Origin of the sequence: Phycicoccus sp. Root563 (assembly GCF_001427915.1) — a bacterium.
GTDB lineage: Bacteria > Actinomycetota > Actinomycetes > Actinomycetales > Dermatophilaceae > Pedococcus.
Genome location: NZ_LMGM01000002.1, coordinates 161,984 through 180,405 on the forward strand (window position 1 = coordinate 161,984; position 18,422 = coordinate 180,405).

An 18,422-nucleotide genomic window follows, 5' to 3' on the forward strand; every position below is an offset into this window, starting at 1 on the left:
GCCGGACATGACGGAGCCCCTCGTCGTCCTCAAGGACGTCAACAAGCACTTCGGCGACCTGCACGTGCTGCGTGACATCAACCTGTCCATCGGCAAGGGCGAGGTCGTCGTGGTCATCGGCCCGTCCGGGTCGGGCAAGTCGACGCTGTGCCGCACGATCAACCGGCTTGAGACCATCGAGAGCGGCTCGATCACGATCGACGGACAAGCGCTGCCCGAGGAGGGCAAGGAGCTGGCCCAGCTGCGTGCCGACGTCGGCATGGTCTTCCAGTCGTTCAACCTGTTCTCGCACAAGTCGATCCTCGACAACGTGACCCTCGGCCCGATCAAGGCGCGCAGGACGCCCAAGGCCGAGGCCGAGAAGCGCGCGATGGAGCTGCTCGAGCGCGTGGGGGTCGCCCACCAGGCGCAGAAGCTCCCCGCGCAGCTGTCCGGCGGCCAGCAGCAGCGGGTGGCGATCGCCCGCTCGCTCGCCATGGACCCGAAGGTCATGCTCTTCGACGAACCCACCTCCGCGCTCGACCCCGAGATGATCAACGAGGTCCTCGACGTCATGGTGGCCCTCGCCAAGGACGGCATGACGATGGTCGTCGTCACCCACGAGATGGGCTTCGCCCGCAAGGCTGCCAACCGCGTCGTGTTCATGGCCGACGGGGCGATCGTCGAGGAGCAGGAACCGGAGGCGTTCTTCACCGCACCGAAGTCCGACCGCGCCAAGGACTTCCTCGGGAAGATCCTCACCCACTGACCAACTGACCTGCTCGACCGCGGCGCACCGGCGCTGCGATCAACAACCAGGAGGAAACAATGAAGGTTCGTCAGATCGGAGCCGTCGCCGCCGCATCGGTGCTCGCGCTCAGCCTGACCGCGTGCAGTGACAGCGCGTCCGACGGGGGCGCCGGCGGTGGTGGCGGCGGCAAGGCGTTCAAGGTCGGCATCAAGTTCGACCAGCCGGGGCTCGGGCTCAAGGAGGGTACGAAGTACACCGGGTTCGACGTCGACGTCGCGACCTACGTCGCCAAGGAGCTCGGCCACGACGCCGCAGACATCCAGTGGGTCCAGGCGCCCTCCGCCCAGCGGGAGACCCTCATCTCCACCGGTCAGGTCGACATGGTCGTCGCCACCTACTCGATCACCGACGCCCGCAAGGAGAAGATCTCCTTCGCCGGCCCGTACTTCGTCGCCGGCCAGGACCTCCTCGTCCGCGCCGACGACAGCTCGATCACGGGTCCCGACTCACTGACGGGCAAGAAGCTCTGCTCGGTGACCGGGTCCACCTCGGCGCAGAAGGTCAAGGACAAGTACCCTGGGGTCCAGCTCCAGGAGTTCGGCACCTACTCCGAGTGCGTGACGGCACTCGCGTCCAAGGGTGTCGACGCCCTGACGACCGACAACACCATCCTCGCCGGCTATGCCGCACAGGCGCAGTACAAGGGCAAGCTCAAGGTCGTCGGCCAGACCTTCTCCGAGGAGCGTTACGGCATCGGCCTGAAGAAGGGTGACACCGCCACCTGCGAGAAGGTCAACACCGCCATCGCGAAGATGATCTCCTCCGGCGAGTGGCAGAAGGCCGTCGACGCCAACCTCGGCCCGGCCGGGTTCAAGGTCGACTCGGCCACCAACCCGCCCAAGCAGGACGCCTGCTCCTGACCGTGCAGACCACGGCTCCGGTATGCCGTCCGCCCACCTGCGCAGCGCGCGGGGCCCACGTCGTGGGCGGCATACCGGGGCGTCCTGCACGTCCCCCCACCGCAACGGAAGGTTCCCTGCATGGGTGACATCCTGAGCAAGTACGACGTCCTCGGCGCCTTCGGCATGACCGTGTACCTCGCGTTCTTCTCGGCCATCGGCTCGCTGCTCCTGGGCACCGTCGTCGGCATCATGCGCCTGTCGCCGGTGCGGGTGCTGCGACTGCTCGGGACGGGGTACGTCAACATCTTCCGCAACACCCCGCTCACCCTGCTCGTGGTGCTGAGCGTCCTGGGCCTGACGTACATCCTCGGCCTCAACCTGGACCCCTCGTCGATCACCGGCAACGCAAGCCGCTGGGCCATCGTCATGCTGTCGATCTACCACGCGTCGTTCGTGTGCGAGGCGCTGCGGTCCGGCGTCAACACCATCCCGGCAGGGCAGGCGGAAGCGGCTCGCGCCATCGGGTTGACGTTCGGGCAGAGCATGCGAGAAGTCTTGCTGCCACAGGCTTTTCGCGGCGCCATCGCACCGCTCGGATCGACGCTCATCGCGCTGATCAAGAACACCACCGTGGCCGCGGTCGTCGGCGTCGCCGAGGCCGCCAACCTCATGGCGGTCATCATCGAGAACGAGACGGGCGGACTGGTCGTGTTCCTCGTGTTCGCCATCGGGTTCGTCATCCTGACCCTGCCGCTGGGCCTGGCCTTCACGAGCCTGTCGCGGCGCCTGGCGGTGAAGCGATGAGCTCCAACGTCCTGTTCGACGCACCGGGTCCCCGCGCCCGGCGGCGTCACGCGATCCTGTCCGTCCTCGGTGCCGCCATCGTCGTCGGGCTGGTCTACCTCGTGGTCCGCAAGCTGGGCGACGCCGGCCAGCTCCAGGTCGAGCAGTGGAAGCCGTTCGTCGTCGACCGCTCCGTCTGGCGCGACTACCTGCTGCCGGGGCTGCTGGGCACCTTCAAGGCGGCGGTCCTCTCGATCGCCCTGGCCGGTGTCTTCGGGCTGCTGCTCGGTGTGGGCCGGCTCTCGGGGATCGCGCCTATCCGGTGGGCCAGCAGTGTCGTCGTCGAGTTCTTCCGCGCCGTCCCGGTCCTCATCATGATGATCGCCAGCTACGGCCTCTACTCCCGTAGCGGCGTGTTCTCACCCGAGACCGCTCCCCTGGCGGGGGTCGTGACGGGGCTGACCCTCTACAACGGGTCGGTCATCGCCGAGCTCGTCCGCTCCGGCGTGCACTCGCTGCCGAAGGGCCAGTCCGAGGCCGGGCTCAGCGTGGGCCTCACCCCGGCGCAGACGCTGCGGTCGATCCAGCTGCCCCAGGCGCTCACCGCCATGCTGCCCGCGCTCATCGGGCAGTTCGTGGTCATCCTCAAGGACTCCGCCCTGGGGTACGCGATCACCTACCTGGAGCTGCTCAACTGGTCCAAGACCCTCGGATCGGCCTTCGCCAACGTGCTGCAGGCCTACCTCGTGGCGGCGGTGCTCTTCATCATCGTCAACTACCTGCTCACCGTGCTCGCCTCCCGGGTCCAGCGTCGCCTGTCCCGGCGCGGCCGAGCCAACGTCGTGGCGGTCGGGGCCGTGGTCGGCGCCGTCCCCGAGGCATCCACGCTGGGTGGCCAGGGTGTGGTCAACACTGACGGGACGCAAGGGGGCCCCTGAGGTCGTGTCGTCGGTGCCGGGGTGAGCGCGGTGACCCCGCCGCCAACACCTCGGCGCCAGGGCATCACATGCCGGGCGGCCGCCTGTCCTTCCGGTCCAGCAGCGGCCTCGAGCCCCGGTACTCGCTGGGTCCCTTGACGTCACCCAGCTGGTTGAGCGAGCGGGAGAAGTCGTCGATGAGCCGGCGGGCCCTCCTGATCTCCCGCTCGGCACCTCGCCCGGGCTGACCCGACCGCCCGGGCGACGCCGCCCGTCGAAGGACCCGCAGAGCCGGGCGCGCCGTGCGCCGGGACAGCCTGTGCGCATCGAGCACGAGGTCGACCAGGACCTGGAGATGCTCCCTCGTCGCAACGATCAGCGCTGCATCCGCGGGCGACGGGGGGATCCCGGCGACATCGGCCACGGCAACTGCACCGTGCCGGAGGGAGCGGGGGACGCCGTCGGCGGAGTACCGCCAGTGCCACGGCGCGGGCGGCGCCGAGGTGGCCAGGGCCTCGAGGGCCTTCAGCTGGCGCCGTCCGAGCCACATCCCTGCCCGTGGCCCTCCCACCCACGGGCTGAGGTCCAGCGATGCCACCGCTTGGCGCAGAGCCCTGTCGGACCCGAGGGCGGCCCAGAGGTCCTGGAGCCGGGCGAGCTCCTCCCGGTCGCGCCGGGCGCGTTCGGTCCCGGTCGAGCGCAGACGCAGCACCTCCCGCACCAGGGCCGGGACGAGCTCCGGTGCAGCACAGATCAGTTCGGCCGCCGGGCCACCGAAGTAGTGGTGGTCGAGCTCGAGCACGCAGCCGGACCGGGAGTAGATCGCGTCGAAGGCCTCGTGCTCGGGGTCCTGGCTCAGCACCCACGGACCCGCGGAGGCGCCGGCGCAGAGCGCCAGGAGTCGGTGGAGCTGCTCGTCATCCACGTCGCGGGGAGCGGACCGGCTCGCCCCGCGCGTCACCGTCCCACCGTGATCCGCCTGCGCCGCCGGGACCTGCGCATCGTCGCCTCTCCGCTGCCGGATGATGCAGACCGCTGACGGACCGCACTCCTTCTGGCTACGAGTCACTGTAGGGCCGTGGTCGCGACGATTCCCGGCATTCCAGATCCCCCGCGTCCGGGCCTTGCTAGCGTGTGGGGACGACGGATGCGGAGGCGCGACATGGTGCTTGGTCCGGACCGTGGTGCGGTGGGTCGATGACGTCCCCGGCGCGTTCGACCAGCGGCAGCGGCCCGCGGGTGATCGTCATCGGTGCCGGTATGGCGGGCCTGGTCGCCTGCCTCGAACTCGTCGACCTGGGCTACGACCCGGTCATCCTCGAAGGTCAGTCCCGGGTGGGCGGGCGCATCCTCACCCTGCGCGACTTCGCCCCCGGCCTCCACGCCGAGGCGGGCGCGATGCGGATCGCCCGGGTCCACCAGCTGACGCTGGAGTACTGCCGGCGGTTCGGGCTTGCGCTGCGCCCCTTCGTCATGGAGAACCCCAACGCGCTGGTCTACATCGCCGGGAAGCGGTGGACCTACGAACAGGTCAACCGCGAGCCGGACCTGCTCGGCTTCGACCTGCACGAACGGGAGCGGGGACGGACGTACGAGGACCTGTGGCTCGAGGCGACCACGGAGATCAGGGACCGCTACGCGCGCGAAGGGCCGACCGCGCTGGCGGGCATCGGCAAGGAGTACAGCCACGACTCCATCCGGGACTTCCTGCTCCGGCGGGGCTTCTCGGAGGGCGCCCTTGAGCTCTACGGCCTGATGAGCTTTCGCGAGGCCAACATGAACGCGGCCGTGATCGAGCAGTTCAGGGAGATCGTCGGGCACGCCTTCGAGGACATGCAAGAAGTCGTCGGCGGCATGGACCAGCTGCCCCGAGCGATCTACCGCCAGCTGCGCAGCCGCGTCCGCTTCGGGGCGCAGGTGCAGGCCGTGACCCAGGACCCTGGGTCGGTCACGGTGCACTACCGGACCCGCGCCGGGGTCTTCTCGGAGACCGCGGACCACGTGGTCTGCACCGTGCCGCTCGGGCTGCTGAGGCACCTCGACTTCCAACCCCCGCTGCCCCGCGCGAAGTACCGCGCCATCCGGCAGCTCAACTACAACGCCTCCACGAAGATCTTCCTCCAGGTGCGCCACAGGTTCTGGGAGTCCGCCGACGGGATCGTGGGTGGCACCACGACCACGGACCTCCCGATCCGACGCCTGGTCTACCCGTCCCACTCCGACCCCGAGGACGAGCGAGCCGTCCTGCTGGCGAGCTACACGTGGGGTCAGGACGCGGCACGCTGGGGCGCCCTGGGACCCGACGAGCGGATCAGCCTCGCCATCAAGGACGTGGCGAAGATCCACCCCCAGATCGTGGACGAGGTGGAGGGCGGTGCCTCCCACGTCTGGCAGAACGACCCGTGGGCCGGAGGTGCGTTCGCCCTGTTCGAACCCGGTCAGGAGACAGCCCTCCACGAGGACATCGTGAGCGCGCACGGCCGCATCCACTTCGCCGGCGAGCACGCCTCGGTGCACCATGCCTGGATCGAAGGAGCCATCGAGTCCGGCCTCCGGGCGGCCAGGGCCATCGACGGGTCCAGCTGATCGGTCGCCCGCTCACGACGAAGGCCCCGGACCTGGTGGTCCGGGGCCTTCGCGGCGGGCTCCCCCGGTTGGACTCGAACCAACAACCTGCCGATTAACAGTCGGCTGCTCTGCCAATTGAGCTACAGGGGAAAGTGCCTCGGCGGTGACCCGCCGTTCGCGCTGCGCAACCATAGCAAAGGATGCGCGTCGACCAGAAAACGGGACCCGCCGCGCGGGTCGGCTCCTGGGCCGGGTCGCGAACCGTGCTCAGGAGAGGCCGACCTGCTCCCGCAGGTAGGCCAGGGCGGCAGCTGTCGCGGCGGCCACCTCGGGGTCGTCCGCCCGCACGCCACGCCCGAGGACGACCTGCTCGACGAGGCCGCCACGGCCGAGGTCCTGGCGGATGACGGCGCGGGCGGTGCGGCGGGGGCCGAGCTCGATCTTCTGGGTCAGCACGACGCTGGCCTGCACCCGCTCCCGCAGCGTCTCCGGCAGGAGCGTCGTGTCACCGAGGACCCACTGGCTCGGTCTGGTCCCGTCGATCCACGTCACGGTCAGCTGGGTGAGCTCGGCCGACCACGACCCGGAGTCCACCTCGTGCCACGGCCGGGTGAGGCTGCGCTCGCCGGCAGCGCCGACGGCATACAGGGCGTGGTTGGTCGCGACGAGGGTGGTGCCGCTGGGCTCCCCTGCCACCCCCGGGCCGGCGCCGACGAGCACCGGCGCCCAGGTGAGCACGCGCTCCCCCGGACCGAGGCCGACGGCGGCCCGGACGTCGGCAGGGAGTCTGGGCGCGCGACGCAGCGAGAGCGCCATCAGCTGGCCCGGTCGCGCAGCTGCGCGAGCTCGCGCTGCAGGTCCTGCAGCTGACCGCTGAGCGTCCGGGACGCTGCCGGGTCGCTGTGCGGGTCGGCCGCCATCCGGCGCATCGCCGACATGGCGTCCCCGATCTTCCTCGTCAAGGTGACCTCCTGGACCCGCACGAGCAGCGAGTCGATGTAACGGCGTTCGGGCAGGCCCGTCGCCTTGTCGAACCGCGTGGGCAGCGGGGCCACCGACAGCTCGGAGACCAGGGTGCGGACCGAGAGCGGCGCGGCCTCGGCGACCGCGTCGCCCCAGGCCTGGGTGGACATCCCGCGCTGCGGACCACCGACACTGCGCACCCCGTCGAACACGGCGCGGTGGGCGGGAGCAGTGAACGCGTCGGGGCTGACGCCGTCGATGTCGGCCTCGTCGAAGCTGTCGGGGTACTGCAGCAACGTCTGCAGGAGCTGTCGCTCGGCGAACACCACGGGGTCCCGCAGGTCCGGCGCCGGCAGCGACGAGCGCACCTCCTCGGGCGACGGCTCGGGGACGACGTCGGCGTCGGGACGCTGGCTGCCCCGGCCGTTCTGCGAGCCCGGGGCGTCTGCCTCGGCCTTGGCGTCGCGGGCGGCCATCCGCTGGGCGCGCGAGACCTCCGCCTGCACCTGCTCCACCTCGACGCCGATCCACCCGGAGACGGTGCGGATGTACTCGGGCCGCATGGAGCTGTCACGGATGCTGTTGACGATCGGTGCCGCGGCACGCATTCCCTGCACGCGGCCCTCGGCGGTGGACAGGTCGAACCGGTCGATCGTGGTCCGCACCGCGAACTCGAACATCGGCACGGCGTCCTCGATGAGGTGGCGCACCGCGTCGTCGCCCTTGGCGATGCGCAGCTCGCACGGGTCCATGCCGCCCTCGGCCACGGCGACGAACGACTGCGAGGCCCAGCGCTGGTCCTCACCGAACGCACGCATCGCCGCCTTCTGCCCGGCGGCGTCGCCGTCGAACGTGAAGACGACCTTGGCCGGCGCGAGGTCGGCCTCGTCGCGCATGATCCGCCGCAGCATCTTGATGTGGTCGACGCCGAACGACGTGCCACACGTGGCGACGGCACCCTCGATGCCGGCGAGGTGGCAGGCCATGACGTCGGTGTAGCCCTCGACGATGACGGCCTTGCGATCCCCCGCGATCGACTTCTTCGCCGCGTCGAGGCCGTAGAGGACCGTCGACTTCTTGTAGATCGGCGTCTCGGAGGTGTTGAGGTACTTGGCGGCGATGCGGTCGTCCTCGTAGAGCCGTCGTGCCCCGAACCCGACCGTGTCGCCCGTGATGTCGCGGATCGGCCAGACCAGGCGCCCACGGAAGCGGTCGTAGAGACCGCGGCTCCCGCGGCCGGACAGGCCCCCCAGCGTCAGCTCCTCGTCGGTGAACCCCTTGCTGCGCAGGTGGCGCGACAGCTCCTCGCCGCCCCGGGGGGCGAACCCGACGCCGAACCGTTTGGCCGCCTCGCTGTCGAACCCGCGCTCGCGCAGGAAGTCGCGGCCGATCCTCGCCTCGGGCGAGTTGAGCAGGGCGTGGTGGTAGAACTCCTGCGCCACCCGGTGGGCCTCGACCAGCCGCGAGCGCCGGCCGAGCGACTCACCCGTGCCGGGGCGGCCGCCCTCCTCGTAGTGCAGCTCCATGCCGAGCTTCTGCGCCAGCCGCTCGACGGCCTCGCTGAACGTGAGGTGCTCGACCTTCTGGACGAACGAGATGACATCGCCGCCCTCACCGCACCCGAAGCAGTGCCAGGCACCGACGGTCGAGCGGATGTTGAACGACGGGGTCTTCTCGTCGTGGAACGGGCAGAGCCCCTTCATCGAGCCCGGACCCGCGGGGCGCAGCGTGACGTGCTCGCGCACGACGTCCTCGATGGACGAGCGCTCCTTGACGAGCGCGACGTCCTCGGCCTTGATCCGACCCGGCAACTGGCCCTCCTTGTCGCGGCCGAGTCTAGGTGGTGGCTCGGACGCCGTGGGGGCTCCCCCACGACCACCGGCCACGCGGGGTCCCGTGGCCGCGCCGCCGGCCGGCCCCATACCTCCCGGTCGGCTCGTGGCCGACCCCGCGATTTCAGCGGCCGGGAGGTGAGCAGTAAGGTAAGGCTTGCCTTCACCCCCACCCCGCACAGGAGAACCCGATCGTGATCCGCCGACGGACCGTCCTCGTCGCCCTGGCCGCGAGCGCCACCCTCGCCCTCACCGGCTGTGGCAACGGCACCCTCGAGGCGGGGAAGAACCTCGACCCCGACAAGCTCACGATCTACAGCGCGCAGCACGAGAACCTCACCGAGGCGTGGGCGAAGAAGTTCCAGGACGACACCGGCATCAAGGTGCAGATCCGGTACGGCAGCGACTCCTCGATGGGCGCGCAGATCGTCCAGGAGGGCGCCAAGTCGCCGGCGGACGTGTTCCTCACCGAGAACTCCCCCGCCATGACGACGGTCCAGAACGCCAAGCTCCTGGCCCCGGTCGACGCGAGCACCATCGCGCAGGTCGGCGAGACCTACGCGCCGTCGAGCAAGGAGTGGGTCGGTATCGCCGCACGCTCCACCGTGCTGGTCTACAACCCCGGCAAGATCACCGAGGCCGAGCTGCCGAAGTCGATCATGGACCTGCAGGACCCCAAGTGGGCCGGCAAGTGGGGCGCCGCCGCGGGTGGCGCAGACTTCCAGGCGATCGTCAGCGCGATCCTCGCGACCCAGGGCGAGGGGAAGACCGCCACCTGGCTCAAGGGCCTCAAGGACGGCGCGAAGATCTACCAGAACAACATCGCCGTGATGAAGGCCGTCAACGCCGGTCAGGTCCCGGTCGGGATCATGTACCACTACTACTGGTACCGCGACCAGGCGCTGACCAAGGCCGGCAGCGGCAACACCAAGCTCCTGTACTTCCGCAACCAGGACCCCGGGGCGTTCGTGAGCGTCTCCGGTGGCGCGGTGCTGAAGTCGAGCAAGCACGCCGCCAACGCCCAGAAGTTCCTCGCCTTCGTCACCAGCGCCGAGGGCCAGAAGATGCTCGCGACCAGTGACGCCAAGGAGTACGCCGTCGGCAAGGGCGTCGCGTCCGACGCGGCTCTCGAGCCGCTGGACACCCTTCAGGCACCCAAGGTCGACCCCTACACGCTCAACGGTCCCAAGGTCATCGAGATGATGACCGCGGCAGGCATCCTCTAGGTGGGCCGACCCCGAGGAGGAGCCCCCTCCGCACCGGCAGCAGTCGTCACGGCGAGCCTCGCCGTGGCGGCGCTGTGCGTGCTGCCGCTGCTCGTCGTCGCCTTCACGGCGTTCGACACCGGCGCGGGGGCCGCCTGGGACCTGCTGTGGCGGCCGCGGGTCGGCGAGCTCCTGCGCAACACCGCCTCGCTCGTCGTCGTCACCGTGGCCCTGACGACCGTCATCGGCATCGCCGCCGCCTGGCTGGTCGAGCGGACGTCGCTGCCCGGCGCGCGGTTCTGGCGGGTGCTGCTCGTCGCCCCGCTGGCGGTCCCGGCGTTCGTCAACAGCTACGCGTGGACCACCGTCCGCCCCGACCTCGAGGGGCTGACCGGCGCGGTCCTCGTGACCACCCTGTCCTACTTCCCGTTCGTGTTCCTGCCCGTGGCCGCGGTCCTGCGTGGGCTCGACCAGAGCATGGAGGACTCCTCCCGCTCGCTCGGCCTCGGGCCGTGGCCGACGTTCTTCCGGGCGGTGCTCCCCCAGCTGAGGCCGGCAGCGCTCGGCGGCATGCTGCTCGTGTCGCTGCACCTGCTGTCCGAGTTCGGCGTGCTGGCCATGCTGCGCTTCCCGACGTTCACGACCGCCATCCTCGAGCAGTTCCAGGTGGCGTTCAGCAACAGCGCCGGCAGCGTCCTCGCACTGGTCCTCATCGGCCTGTGCCTGGGCCTGCTCACCGTCGAGCTGCTGCTGCGCGGGACGATGCGGCACTCGCGCTTCGGGCGCGGCGCCGCACGGCGTGCGCTCCCGGCCCGGCTCGGTCGGTGGACCGTCCCGTCCCTGCTCGGGCTCACCCTGCTCACGGTCCTCTCGCTCGGTGTCCCGCTCGGCAGCCTCGTCTACTGGTTCGCCGCAGGGAACGCCCAGCCCGACGTGCCCGAGCTGCTCCAGACGCTCGGCAGCACCCTCGGCCTCGGCCTCGGCGCCGGCGTGATCACCGTCGTGGCCGCCTTCCCGATCGCCTGGCTGATCGCGCGCCGCCGCAGCTGGCTCTCGGTGCTCGTCGAGCGGGCCACCTACGTCGCGTCGTCGCTTCCCGGCGTGGTGATCGCCCTGGCGCTGGTCACCCTCTCGGTCCGGTACGCCAACGCCGTCTACCAGACCAGCATCGTCCTCGTCGCGGCCTACGCGATCCTCTTCATCCCGCGGGCCATGGTGAGCATCCGGGCGGCCATGGCGCACGCGCCGGAGGAGCTCACCGACGCGGCTCGCGCGTTGGGGGACAGTCCCTTTCGCGCGTTCGTCCGCGTCCTGCTGCCCCTGACCCTGCCGGGCACCCTGGCGGGTTTCGCGATGGTGTTCATCGCCGTCTCGACCGAGCTCACGGCGACGTTGCTGCTCGCCCCGACCGGGACGCAGACACTGGCCACCGCCTTCTGGAGCGCGAGTGAGAGCATCGACTACGCGGGCGCGGCTCCGTATGCCGCCGCCATGGTGCTCGTGTCCGCGCCCCTGACCTACCTGCTGCTGCGATCCCCCGACGAGGAGCCTGCCCTGTGACCACCCTGCGCGTCAGCGGTGTCGACGCCTCCTACGGACCGCGACCGGTGCTGCACGGCATCGATCTCGTCGTCCCGTCGGGCACGACGACGGCGATCCTCGGGCCGTCGGGCTGCGGCAAGACGACCCTGCTGCGGGTCGTGGCGGGGTTCCAGACGCCTGATGCCGGGACGGTGCAGCTGGGTGAGCAGACGGTCGTGGGACCCGGCACGTGGGTCGCCCCCGAGCGCCGTGGCATCGGGTACGTCCCGCAGGAGGGCAACCTCTTCCCCCACCTGTCAGTGGGGCACAACGTGTCGTACGGGCTCCCCCGGGCATCGCGCCGGTCCGGTCACCGCGTCGGCGAGCTGCTCGAGCTCGTGGGCCTGTCACCCGATCTGGCGACCCGGCGCCCCGACCAGCTCAGCGGCGGCCAGCAGCAGCGCGTCGCGCTGGCACGCGCCCTCGCCCGTCGGCCGTCGGTGGTGCTGCTCGACGAACCCTTCTCCTCCCTCGACGCCGGTCTGCGCGCCTCGACCCGCCAGGCCGTGGCCGACGCCCTGGCCCACGAGGGCGTCACCGTCGTCCTCGTCACCCACGACCAGTCCGAGGCCCTGTCCTTCGCCGACGAGGTCGCGATCATGCACGAGGGTCGGTTCGCCCAGGTCGGTGCGCCGACCGAGGTCTACGCGACGCCGGCGGACCGCCACGCGGCAGCCTTCCTCGGTGACGCCGTCTTCCTGCGCGGCCGGGCCGAGGGCACCTCCGTCGCCACGTCGCTGGGCACGATCCCGGTGCACCAGCCCGCCCCTCCCGGCACCGTCGACGTCCTCCTGCGCCCCGAGCAGATCCAGCTCGGCACCGTGGCCGAGGGCCGCCCCTGCGCCGAGGTGCTCTCCACGACGTACTTCGGCCACGACGCGCTCGTCGCCCTGCGACTGCAGGCCGACCACACCGTGGTCACCGCGCGCATCCACGGCACCGACGTCCCTGCGACGGGCTCGATCGTCGGCCTGAGCGTCGTCGGCGAGGCCCGCGCCTTCAGCCCCGCCTGAGCCTCAGCACCAGCGCTGGTGCAGCGCGAGGGCGCGCACGTCGGTGAGCGAGGCGACCTGGTCGACGAGGACCCGCAGGGCTGCGGCGTCGCTGTCGGCGGCCTTCCAGTCGGCGAGCAGGTCGGGGTCGAGCCGGCCGGGCGGATCTGCCTGGTACGCCTCGACAAGCGAACGCACCACCTGCCGCTGGCCGGCCATCACGGTCACCCGTTCCTGCGCGTGCATGACGAAGTGCGCGGCGACGGCCTTGAGGACGGCACACTCCGCCCGGGTGTCGTCGGGGACGACGAGGTCCGCGGCATACCGGGTGAGGGTGCCGGTCCCGTGGCGTTCGCGGGTCGCCACCTCCACCGCCAGGACGAACCTGCCGATCAGCCGGGAGGTCATGTCCTTCAACGCTGCCCGGTCGGTCCGCGTCCCGTCGTATGCCGCCGGCACGGCTCCACTGGCCAGCACCCGCTCCAGGGCGGCACCGAGCGCGTCGGTGCCGAGGTCGGCGGCGTACAGGCCGGTGGCGACGGCGAGGACGCTGTCCACGTCGGAGGCATCGCGCAGGCGGCGGACGTCGAGGCGACCCGAGGCGATCGCGTCCTCGACGTCGTGCACCGAGTAGGCCACGTCGTCGGACCAGTCCATGACGTCGGCCTCGAGGCAGCGCTGGCCGGGACGGCGTCCGTCACGGAACCACTCGAACACCGGCAGGTCGTCCTCGTACACCCCGAACTTGGCCGTCGGTCCGACCTCCACCGGCGCTGCACCGCGCGCCCAGGGGTACTTGGTGGCTGCGTCGAGGCTGGCCCGGGTCAGGTTGAGGCCGGCCGGCCGGCCGTCCGGGTGGATGCGCTTGGGCTCCAGCCGCGACAGGAGGCGCAGCGTCTGGGCGTTGCCCTCGAAGCCCCCGATCTCGGCGGCGACGGCGTCGAGCGCCTGCTCGCCGTTGTGGCCGAAGGGTGGGTGCCCGAGGTCATGGGCCAGGCACGCCGTGTCGACGACGTCGGCGCTACAGCCCAGGGCCGCCCCGAACTCGCGCCCGATCTGCGCCACCTCGAGGGAGTGGGTCAGCCGGTTGCGGACGAAGTCGTCGTCGCCGGGCTGGACCACCTGGGTCTTGGCCGACAGCCGTCGCAACGACGCCGAGTGGACGAGGCGGGCGCGGTCACGGGCGAAGTCGTCCCGGTCCGCACGCTTGAGGACCGGGTCCTCGCGGACCCAGCGCTCCCGGTCGACCTCGGTGTACCCCACGCGGGGAACTCTAGGCGTCGCCGGCGCCCTCGGTCGCGGCAGTCTCGGCCGCCTCGTCCCCACCAGCCGCTGCAGCCGCCTCGGCCGCCCGCTCGAGCCAGCGCGGCGCGTTGCCGTACTGCTGGGACGGGATCAGCCGCCCGTGCGCACAGTCGTCGAGGAGCTGGGCGAGCCGCTTCTCGCGCGTGGCCTCCTGCTTGGCGGTGAGCACCCAGTTGACGGCGATCTTCCGGTACGACGGCGTGGCCACCGCCCAGAAGGCGGCGACGCGCGGATCGGCGGCGAGCTGGGCGGCATACGCCTCCGGGAGCTCGAGCTCACGCGTCTCGTAGGCGTAGATGCCGGAACGCTCCGGGGTGCGGCGTTCGTAGGCGGCCAGGCCCGAGGGCTGCATCCGCCCCTCGGCCTTGAGCCGCTCGACAGTGGCGATGTTGACGCTGCTCCAGTTGCTCTGCGCCTTGCGGGGTGTCCACCGCTGGCGCACGGCGTCCTCGTCGACGCGCTGGGCGACAGAGTCGATCCAGCCCCAGCAGAGCGCCTCGACCACGGCCGCCTCCCAGGTCAGGCCGCGCTCGGGGACGTGCTTCTTGTACAGACCCATCCAGAGCTCGGTCTCGCTGTCGTGGTGGGCGGCCAGCCACTGCCCGAACTCCTCCGGGCTCGCGAAGAACGTCGCCGGCCGCTCCGGGGTCCCACCCGGTGTCCCGATCATGGGGGCAGCCTGCCACGACGGTCTGACGCCGGGGGCGTTCCCCGTCCGACCCGTTCCAAACGGTGGCCTTCCCCACAGCCACAGGCCGCCCCTGCGAATTGCGGGGCCCCGCAGCACGTCGCAGGGTGGAGACATGAGCCATCTGAGTGGAAAGACCATCGCCTTCCTCGTCGCCGCCGAGGGCATCGAGCGCGTCGAGCTGACCGACCCCTGGCAGGCCGTCACCGACGCCGGGGCCACCCCGGTGCTGCTGTCGCCCGAGGAGGGCGACGTGCAGACGTTCGACCACCTCGACAAGGCGGAGACGCGTCCCGTCGACAAGACCGTGAAGTCCGCCTCCGTGGACGACTACGACGCCCTCGTCCTGCCCGGCGGCGTCGCCAACCCCGACGCGCTGCGCACCGACGAGGACGCTGTCGGCTTCGTCCGTGACTTCGTCGCCTCCGGCAAGCCGGTTGCGGCCATCTGCCACGCCCCGTGGACCCTCATCGAGGCCGACGTGCTCAAGGGCCGCACCCTGACGTCGTGGCCGAGCCTGCAGACCGACCTGCGCAACGCCGGCGCCACCTGGGTCGACCAGGAGGTCGTCGTCGACGGCAACCTCATCACGAGCCGCAACCCCGACGACCTGCCGGCGTTCAACAGCCAGCTGCTCGAGTCCATCGCGCACGGCGCTGCCGCGCAGGAGGCCTGAGCGAGTCACTGAAACTCCTGGCCGAGGCGGGCACGTCGAGGGATCCCTCGACGTGCCCACCTCGAACCGTGGTGACCGTCAGGTCCGAGGACACTCAGTCGTGCTTGCGCACCACCGCCGCGGCGTTGACGATGCCGTCGCCGTAGAAGCTGTTGACGTCGGTCCCGCCGACGCACAGGGCGTCGAACTCGGCCGAGCGACCGACGTCGGTGTACGTCTGCAGCGCCGGGGTCGGGCACGCGTGGTCGGTGGCCGTCCGCATGAGCAGGCGCCGGACGCGGTCGGGTGCGAGGCCGAACCCACCGTGACCGGTGGACCTCCCGTGGGCCGAGACCGCCAGTGCAGCCACACCGGCGGCGTGCGGTGACGCCATCGAGGTGCCCTGGAGGTACTGGTAGTAGCCGCAGGCGGTCGCGCCCCTAGCCGGATGCGTCGTGCAGCTCTTCATGGTGCCGAGCGATGCTCCGAGCGGGGTGATGTCGCCGTTCGCGTCGACCTGCCCCTCCTCGACCATGACGTTCAGCGGCGCCGTGGAGAGGATGAGGTTCCCGTTGGTGCGGAAGGTGTCGGTGCCGAGACCGTCACGGAACCAGCCACCGGGCGCGGACACCTCGAGCTCACCCGAGCCGAGGTCGTTCGCGTAGTTGGAGTAGTCGGCCTTGCGCTGCGACGGGCCCAGCGCCGAGACACCGATGACGTGCGGACCCTCGAGCGGGAGGTTGACGCAGTTCGCGTTGTCGATGGTCCGGGGGTGCTCCGTGCCCAGGGGGAAGTCCGGGCTGGTGGTGTCCGTGCGCGGGTTCGAGACGTTGTCGTGCTCGTTGCCGAGGGCGGCCACGAGCGTGACGCCCTTGTGGTGGGCGTACTCGAGGGCCCGGTTCATCGTCGCGATGATCATGTCCTGCTCGGCGGCCTGCTCCGGGGTGTCCTCGGGCGCGCCACCGCGGCAGTTGTACAGCCACGGGTCGACGTAGAAGGACATGTTGACGACGTCGATGCCGACGTCGCCGGAGTAGGTCAGGGCGTTGGCCGTGGCTCCGAGGAAGAAGAAACCGCTGTCCTGCCCCGCGCGCACGTTGACGATGTCCACGTCCGGGGCCACCCCCGAGACCCCCATGCCGTTCAGGGCCGCCGCGATCGTGCCGGCGACGTGCGTGCCGTGTCCGTCATCGTCCTCGGTCGCCGGGTCGACGCACCCGACGTGCTCGCACGGCCCGTCGATCTCCGGCAGGTCCGTGGTGAAGTTGCGCGACAGCCGTCGGTCGAAGTTGGCTGCCAGGTCGGGGTGGGTCGCGTCGACCCCGGTGTCCATGATGCCGACCTTGACCCGCTTGTCACCGAGCTCTGTCCGGTGGGCCGCGGGGGCGTTGATCATGTCCATCCCCCACAGGAGCGAGTCGAGGGGGTCTGCCTTGCCCTTGCCCTTCTTTCCCTTCTCCGAGTGGGCATCTCGGCTCGTCGAGCCGCCCGAGGACGACTGGTGCTCCTTGAGGACGCGGTCCTTGACGGCGCCTGCATCGGGCGCGCGCCCGACGACGCTGTCCCGGGCCGCACCGGCGACACCGGCGACGTGACGGGCGCGAGCCAGGAAGCCGGACGAGCTCGACCTGACGGTGACCAGGCCGATGGCCCGGTTGACCGTGGTGACCTGGCCGCCGGCTCGGCGCAGGTCGGCCGCGAGGCCGTCCGCATCGGCCGCTCGGTCGGCGAGGACGACATAGCTCGTGTCAGCACCTGCGCTGGACACGGCCGTCGTGTGCGTGGTTCGTACTGCCGCTGAAGCCGTCGTCCCCGCCAGAGCGGTCGTGGCCAGGGCCACTGCTCCGGTGACGGCGACCATGCGAGATCGTCGCATCAGTCAACTCCTCCATAGGGATGGGTCACGGCGTGATGACCCATCGCTCACCGTAGGCCTCGGCCCCATGGCGCGACAGGTCCGAAAACTGCCCCCATCCGGGCGGTTCGCGACGTGTCGGGACTGCGCGGCCCCGGCGCGTCGACCCCTCGACCGACCCAGGAGGGCGGTCAGCCTCCGGAGACGGAGAGCTCGGCCTGGGAGACCGCCTCGCGCGCGGCGTCGTTGAGCTCGCGGGAGTCCAGCCAGCCGTCCGGCAGGGCGACGTGGCGCGGCGAACCGGCGCGTCCTCGTTGCCCCTCGGCAGCCTCACCCGGCCACGGCGCGTCTGCCTCCATCGTCGCGATGAGGGTGTCGAGCGCATCGAGCGAGTCCACCAGCGCCAGCGAGTGCCGCACCGTCGAGCCGGCCGGGAATCCCTTGAGGTACCAGGCGATGTGCTTGCGGATGTCGCGGCAGGCCTTGTACTCGTCGCCGTAGAAGTCGACGAGGTACTCCGTGTGTCGCCGCATCGTCGCCGTCACCTCTCCGAGGGTCGGCTCGGCGCGGGCGGTCGTCCCGGCGAACGCCGCGGCGAGGTCCGTGAAGAGCCACGGCCGACCCAGGCACCCACGGCCGACGACGACCCCGTCGCAGCCGGTCTCGGTGGCCATGCGCAGCGCGTCCTCGGCTGACCAGATGTCGCCGTTGCCCAGCACCGGGATGGTCTTCACCGTCTCCTTGAGCCGGGCGATGGCGCTCCAGTCGGCCTGCCCGGAGTAGGCCTGCGACGCGGTCCGCCCGTGCAGCGCCACTGCAGCCACCCCGGCGCGCTCTGCCGTCAGCCCGGCCTCGAGGTACGTCAGGTGGTCGTCGTCGATGCCCTTGCGCATCTTCACGGTGACGGGCACGTCATACGGGCTCGCCTCACGGACCGCGGTCGTGACGATGGCGGTGAAGAGGTCCCGCTTCCACGGCAGCGCGGCACCGCCGCCCTTGCGCGTGACCTTGGGGACGGGACAGCCGAAGTTGAGGTCGATGTGGTCCGCACGGTCCTCGGTGACGAGCATCCGCACGGCCGCACCGACGGTGGCGGGGTCCACGCCGTACAGCTGGATGGACCGCGGCGACTCGTCGGGGTCGTGCTCGATGAGCAGCATGCTCTCCGGGGTGCGCTCGACCAGCGCGCGCGAGGTGATCATCTCGCTCACGTACAACGAGGTCGCGCCGCTGGCACCTCCGGCCTCCAGGCCGTCGCGGCCGTACTCGCGGCAGAGCCGACGGAAGGCGCGGTTGGTGATGCCGGCCATCGGCGCGAGGACGACGGGTGACTCGATGGTGTGGCGCCCGATCTGCAGGGGCGGCAGCACGGGGGTCGTGCCGGGGCTGGCCTGCGTCGGGCGCGTCTGGGGGGCGGTGGCGGCGGTCATGGCGCCACCATTGTCC

At 71.0% G+C, this 18,422-nt stretch carries 16 protein-coding genes and 1 tRNA gene; 9 read left to right on the forward strand and 8 right to left on the reverse strand.

What is annotated here, in order from left to right; all coding sequences use genetic code 11:
* The first annotated feature begins 7 nt into the window (after window positions 1-7).
* The 4 genes from ASD62_RS18065 to ASD62_RS18080 all read left to right on the forward strand — a co-directional run bounded on the left by ASD62_RS18065 (window position 8) and on the right by ASD62_RS18080 (window position 3,353).
* Window positions 8-748 (forward strand): amino acid ABC transporter ATP-binding protein, encoded by a 741-nt coding sequence (locus ASD62_RS18065; RefSeq protein WP_157581634.1) that lies wholly within the window; start codon window positions 8-10, stop codon window positions 746-748.
* A gap of 59 nt (window positions 749-807) precedes the next feature.
* A complete protein-coding gene (locus ASD62_RS18070; RefSeq protein WP_056917614.1) occupies window positions 808-1,650 on the forward strand; it encodes a glutamate ABC transporter substrate-binding protein in 843 nt (280 codons plus the stop codon).
* 120 nt (window positions 1,651-1,770) lie between these two features.
* Window positions 1,771-2,436, forward strand: coding sequence for an amino acid ABC transporter permease (locus ASD62_RS18075; RefSeq protein WP_056917615.1), 666 nt, complete (start codon window positions 1,771-1,773; stop codon window positions 2,434-2,436).
* Window positions 2,433-3,353, forward strand: a complete 921-nt coding sequence (locus tag ASD62_RS18080) for an amino acid ABC transporter permease (protein ID WP_056917616.1) — start codon at window positions 2,433-2,435, stop codon at window positions 3,351-3,353. The genes ASD62_RS18075 and ASD62_RS18080 overlap by 4 nt, the downstream gene beginning before the upstream one ends.
* Before the next feature lie 64 nt (window positions 3,354-3,417).
* Here ASD62_RS18080 and ASD62_RS18085 read toward each other — a convergent pair whose 3' ends face one another.
* Window positions 3,418-4,293, reverse strand: coding sequence for a hypothetical protein (locus tag ASD62_RS18085; protein ID WP_157581635.1), 876 nt, complete (start codon window positions 4,291-4,293; stop codon window positions 3,418-3,420).
* Window positions 4,294-4,529: 236 nt separating this feature from the next.
* Between ASD62_RS18085 and ASD62_RS18090 the strand changes: the two genes are divergently transcribed.
* Window positions 4,530-5,918, forward strand: a complete 1,389-nt coding sequence (locus ASD62_RS18090) for a flavin monoamine oxidase family protein (protein ID WP_056917618.1) — start codon at window positions 4,530-4,532, stop codon at window positions 5,916-5,918.
* Window positions 5,919-5,977: 59 nt separating this feature from the next.
* Here ASD62_RS18090 and ASD62_RS18095 read toward each other — a convergent pair.
* The 3 genes from ASD62_RS18095 to dnaG form a co-directional block, all read right to left on the reverse strand.
* Window positions 5,978-6,050 (reverse strand) — tRNA-Asn (locus tag ASD62_RS18095).
* 117 nt (window positions 6,051-6,167) lie between these two features.
* Window positions 6,168-6,716, reverse strand: a complete 549-nt coding sequence (locus ASD62_RS18100) for a hypothetical protein (protein ID WP_056917619.1) — start codon at window positions 6,714-6,716, stop codon at window positions 6,168-6,170.
* Window positions 6,716-8,674, reverse strand: a complete 1,959-nt coding sequence (gene dnaG / locus ASD62_RS18105) for a DNA primase (protein WP_056917620.1) — start codon at window positions 8,672-8,674, stop codon at window positions 6,716-6,718. The genes ASD62_RS18100 and dnaG overlap by 1 nt, the downstream gene beginning before the upstream one ends.
* 215 nt (window positions 8,675-8,889) lie before the next feature.
* On the opposite strand from dnaG, the gene ASD62_RS18110 reads away from it, so the two are divergent.
* Genes ASD62_RS18110 through ASD62_RS18120 form a run of 3 tightly spaced genes read left to right on the forward strand, consistent with a single transcriptional unit; the run spans window position 8,890 to window position 12,494 of the window.
* Window positions 8,890-9,921 (forward strand): iron ABC transporter substrate-binding protein, encoded by a 1,032-nt coding sequence (locus ASD62_RS18110; RefSeq protein ID WP_082581056.1) that lies wholly within the window; start codon window positions 8,890-8,892, stop codon window positions 9,919-9,921.
* Complete coding sequence (locus tag ASD62_RS18115; RefSeq protein WP_056917622.1) at window positions 9,922-11,460, forward strand: iron ABC transporter permease; 1,539 nt, start codon at window positions 9,922-9,924, stop codon at window positions 11,458-11,460.
* Complete coding sequence (locus tag ASD62_RS18120; RefSeq protein ID WP_056917623.1) at window positions 11,457-12,494, forward strand: ABC transporter ATP-binding protein; 1,038 nt, start codon at window positions 11,457-11,459, stop codon at window positions 12,492-12,494. The genes ASD62_RS18115 and ASD62_RS18120 overlap by 4 nt, the downstream gene beginning before the upstream one ends.
* Before the next feature lie 3 nt (window positions 12,495-12,497).
* Here ASD62_RS18120 and ASD62_RS18125 read toward each other — a convergent pair whose 3' ends face one another.
* Entirely contained in the window at window positions 12,498-13,736 is a 1,239-nt protein-coding gene (locus ASD62_RS18125) for a deoxyguanosinetriphosphate triphosphohydrolase (RefSeq protein WP_056917624.1), read from the reverse strand.
* Between the two features lie 10 nt (window positions 13,737-13,746).
* Window positions 13,747-14,448: a YdeI family protein gene (locus ASD62_RS18130; RefSeq protein WP_056917625.1), complete on the reverse strand. Its 702-nt coding sequence runs from the start codon at window positions 14,446-14,448 to the stop codon at window positions 13,747-13,749.
* A 133-nt stretch (window positions 14,449-14,581) separates the two neighbouring features.
* On the opposite strand from ASD62_RS18130, the gene ASD62_RS18135 reads away from it, so the two are divergent.
* Window positions 14,582-15,142 carry a type 1 glutamine amidotransferase domain-containing protein gene (locus tag ASD62_RS18135; protein ID WP_056917626.1) on the forward strand — a complete coding sequence of 187 codons (561 nt, stop codon included), beginning with the start codon at window positions 14,582-14,584 and terminating at the stop codon, window positions 15,140-15,142.
* A gap of 94 nt (window positions 15,143-15,236) precedes the next feature.
* Here the strand turns inward: ASD62_RS18135 and ASD62_RS18140 are convergent, their stop codons facing one another.
* Both ASD62_RS18140 and dusB read right to left on the reverse strand, forming a co-directional pair.
* The gene (locus ASD62_RS18140; protein ID WP_200956963.1) at window positions 15,237-16,997 is read right to left on the reverse strand and encodes a S8 family serine peptidase; all 1,761 of its coding nucleotides are present in this window, start codon (window positions 16,995-16,997) and stop codon (window positions 15,237-15,239) included.
* Between the two features lie 170 nt (window positions 16,998-17,167).
* Window positions 17,168-18,406: a tRNA dihydrouridine synthase DusB gene (gene dusB / locus ASD62_RS18145; protein WP_056917628.1), complete on the reverse strand. Its 1,239-nt coding sequence runs from the start codon at window positions 18,404-18,406 to the stop codon at window positions 17,168-17,170.
* Window positions 18,407-18,422 lie beyond the last annotated feature (16 nt).

Bases quoted from the DNA above. Each gene is read 5' to 3' on its own strand.
- ASD62_RS18130 (WP_056917625.1), bottom strand. From the start codon at position 14,448: ATGATCGGGACACCGGGTGGGACCCCGGAGCGGCCGGCGACGTTCTTC.
- ASD62_RS18080 (WP_056917616.1), top strand. From the start codon at position 2,433: ATGAGCTCCAACGTCCTGTTCGACGCACCGGGTCCCCGCGCCCGGCGG.
- ASD62_RS18135 (WP_056917626.1), top strand. From the start codon at position 14,582: ATGAGCCATCTGAGTGGAAAGACCATCGCCTTCCTCGTCGCCGCCGAG.
- ASD62_RS18090 (WP_056917618.1), top strand. From the start codon at position 4,530: ATGACGTCCCCGGCGCGTTCGACCAGCGGCAGCGGCCCGCGGGTGATC.
- ASD62_RS18070 (WP_056917614.1), top strand. From the start codon at position 808: ATGAAGGTTCGTCAGATCGGAGCCGTCGCCGCCGCATCGGTGCTCGCG.
- ASD62_RS18075 (WP_056917615.1), top strand. From the start codon at position 1,771: ATGGGTGACATCCTGAGCAAGTACGACGTCCTCGGCGCCTTCGGCATG.
- ASD62_RS18065 (WP_157581634.1), top strand. From the start codon at position 8: ATGACGGAGCCCCTCGTCGTCCTCAAGGACGTCAACAAGCACTTCGGC.
- ASD62_RS18100 (WP_056917619.1), bottom strand. From the start codon at position 6,716: ATGGCGCTCTCGCTGCGTCGCGCGCCCAGACTCCCTGCCGACGTCCGG.
- ASD62_RS18140 (WP_200956963.1), bottom strand. From the start codon at position 16,997: ATGCGACGATCTCGCATGGTCGCCGTCACCGGAGCAGTGGCCCTGGCC.
- dusB (WP_056917628.1), bottom strand. From the start codon at position 18,406: ATGACCGCCGCCACCGCCCCCCAGACGCGCCCGACGCAGGCCAGCCCC.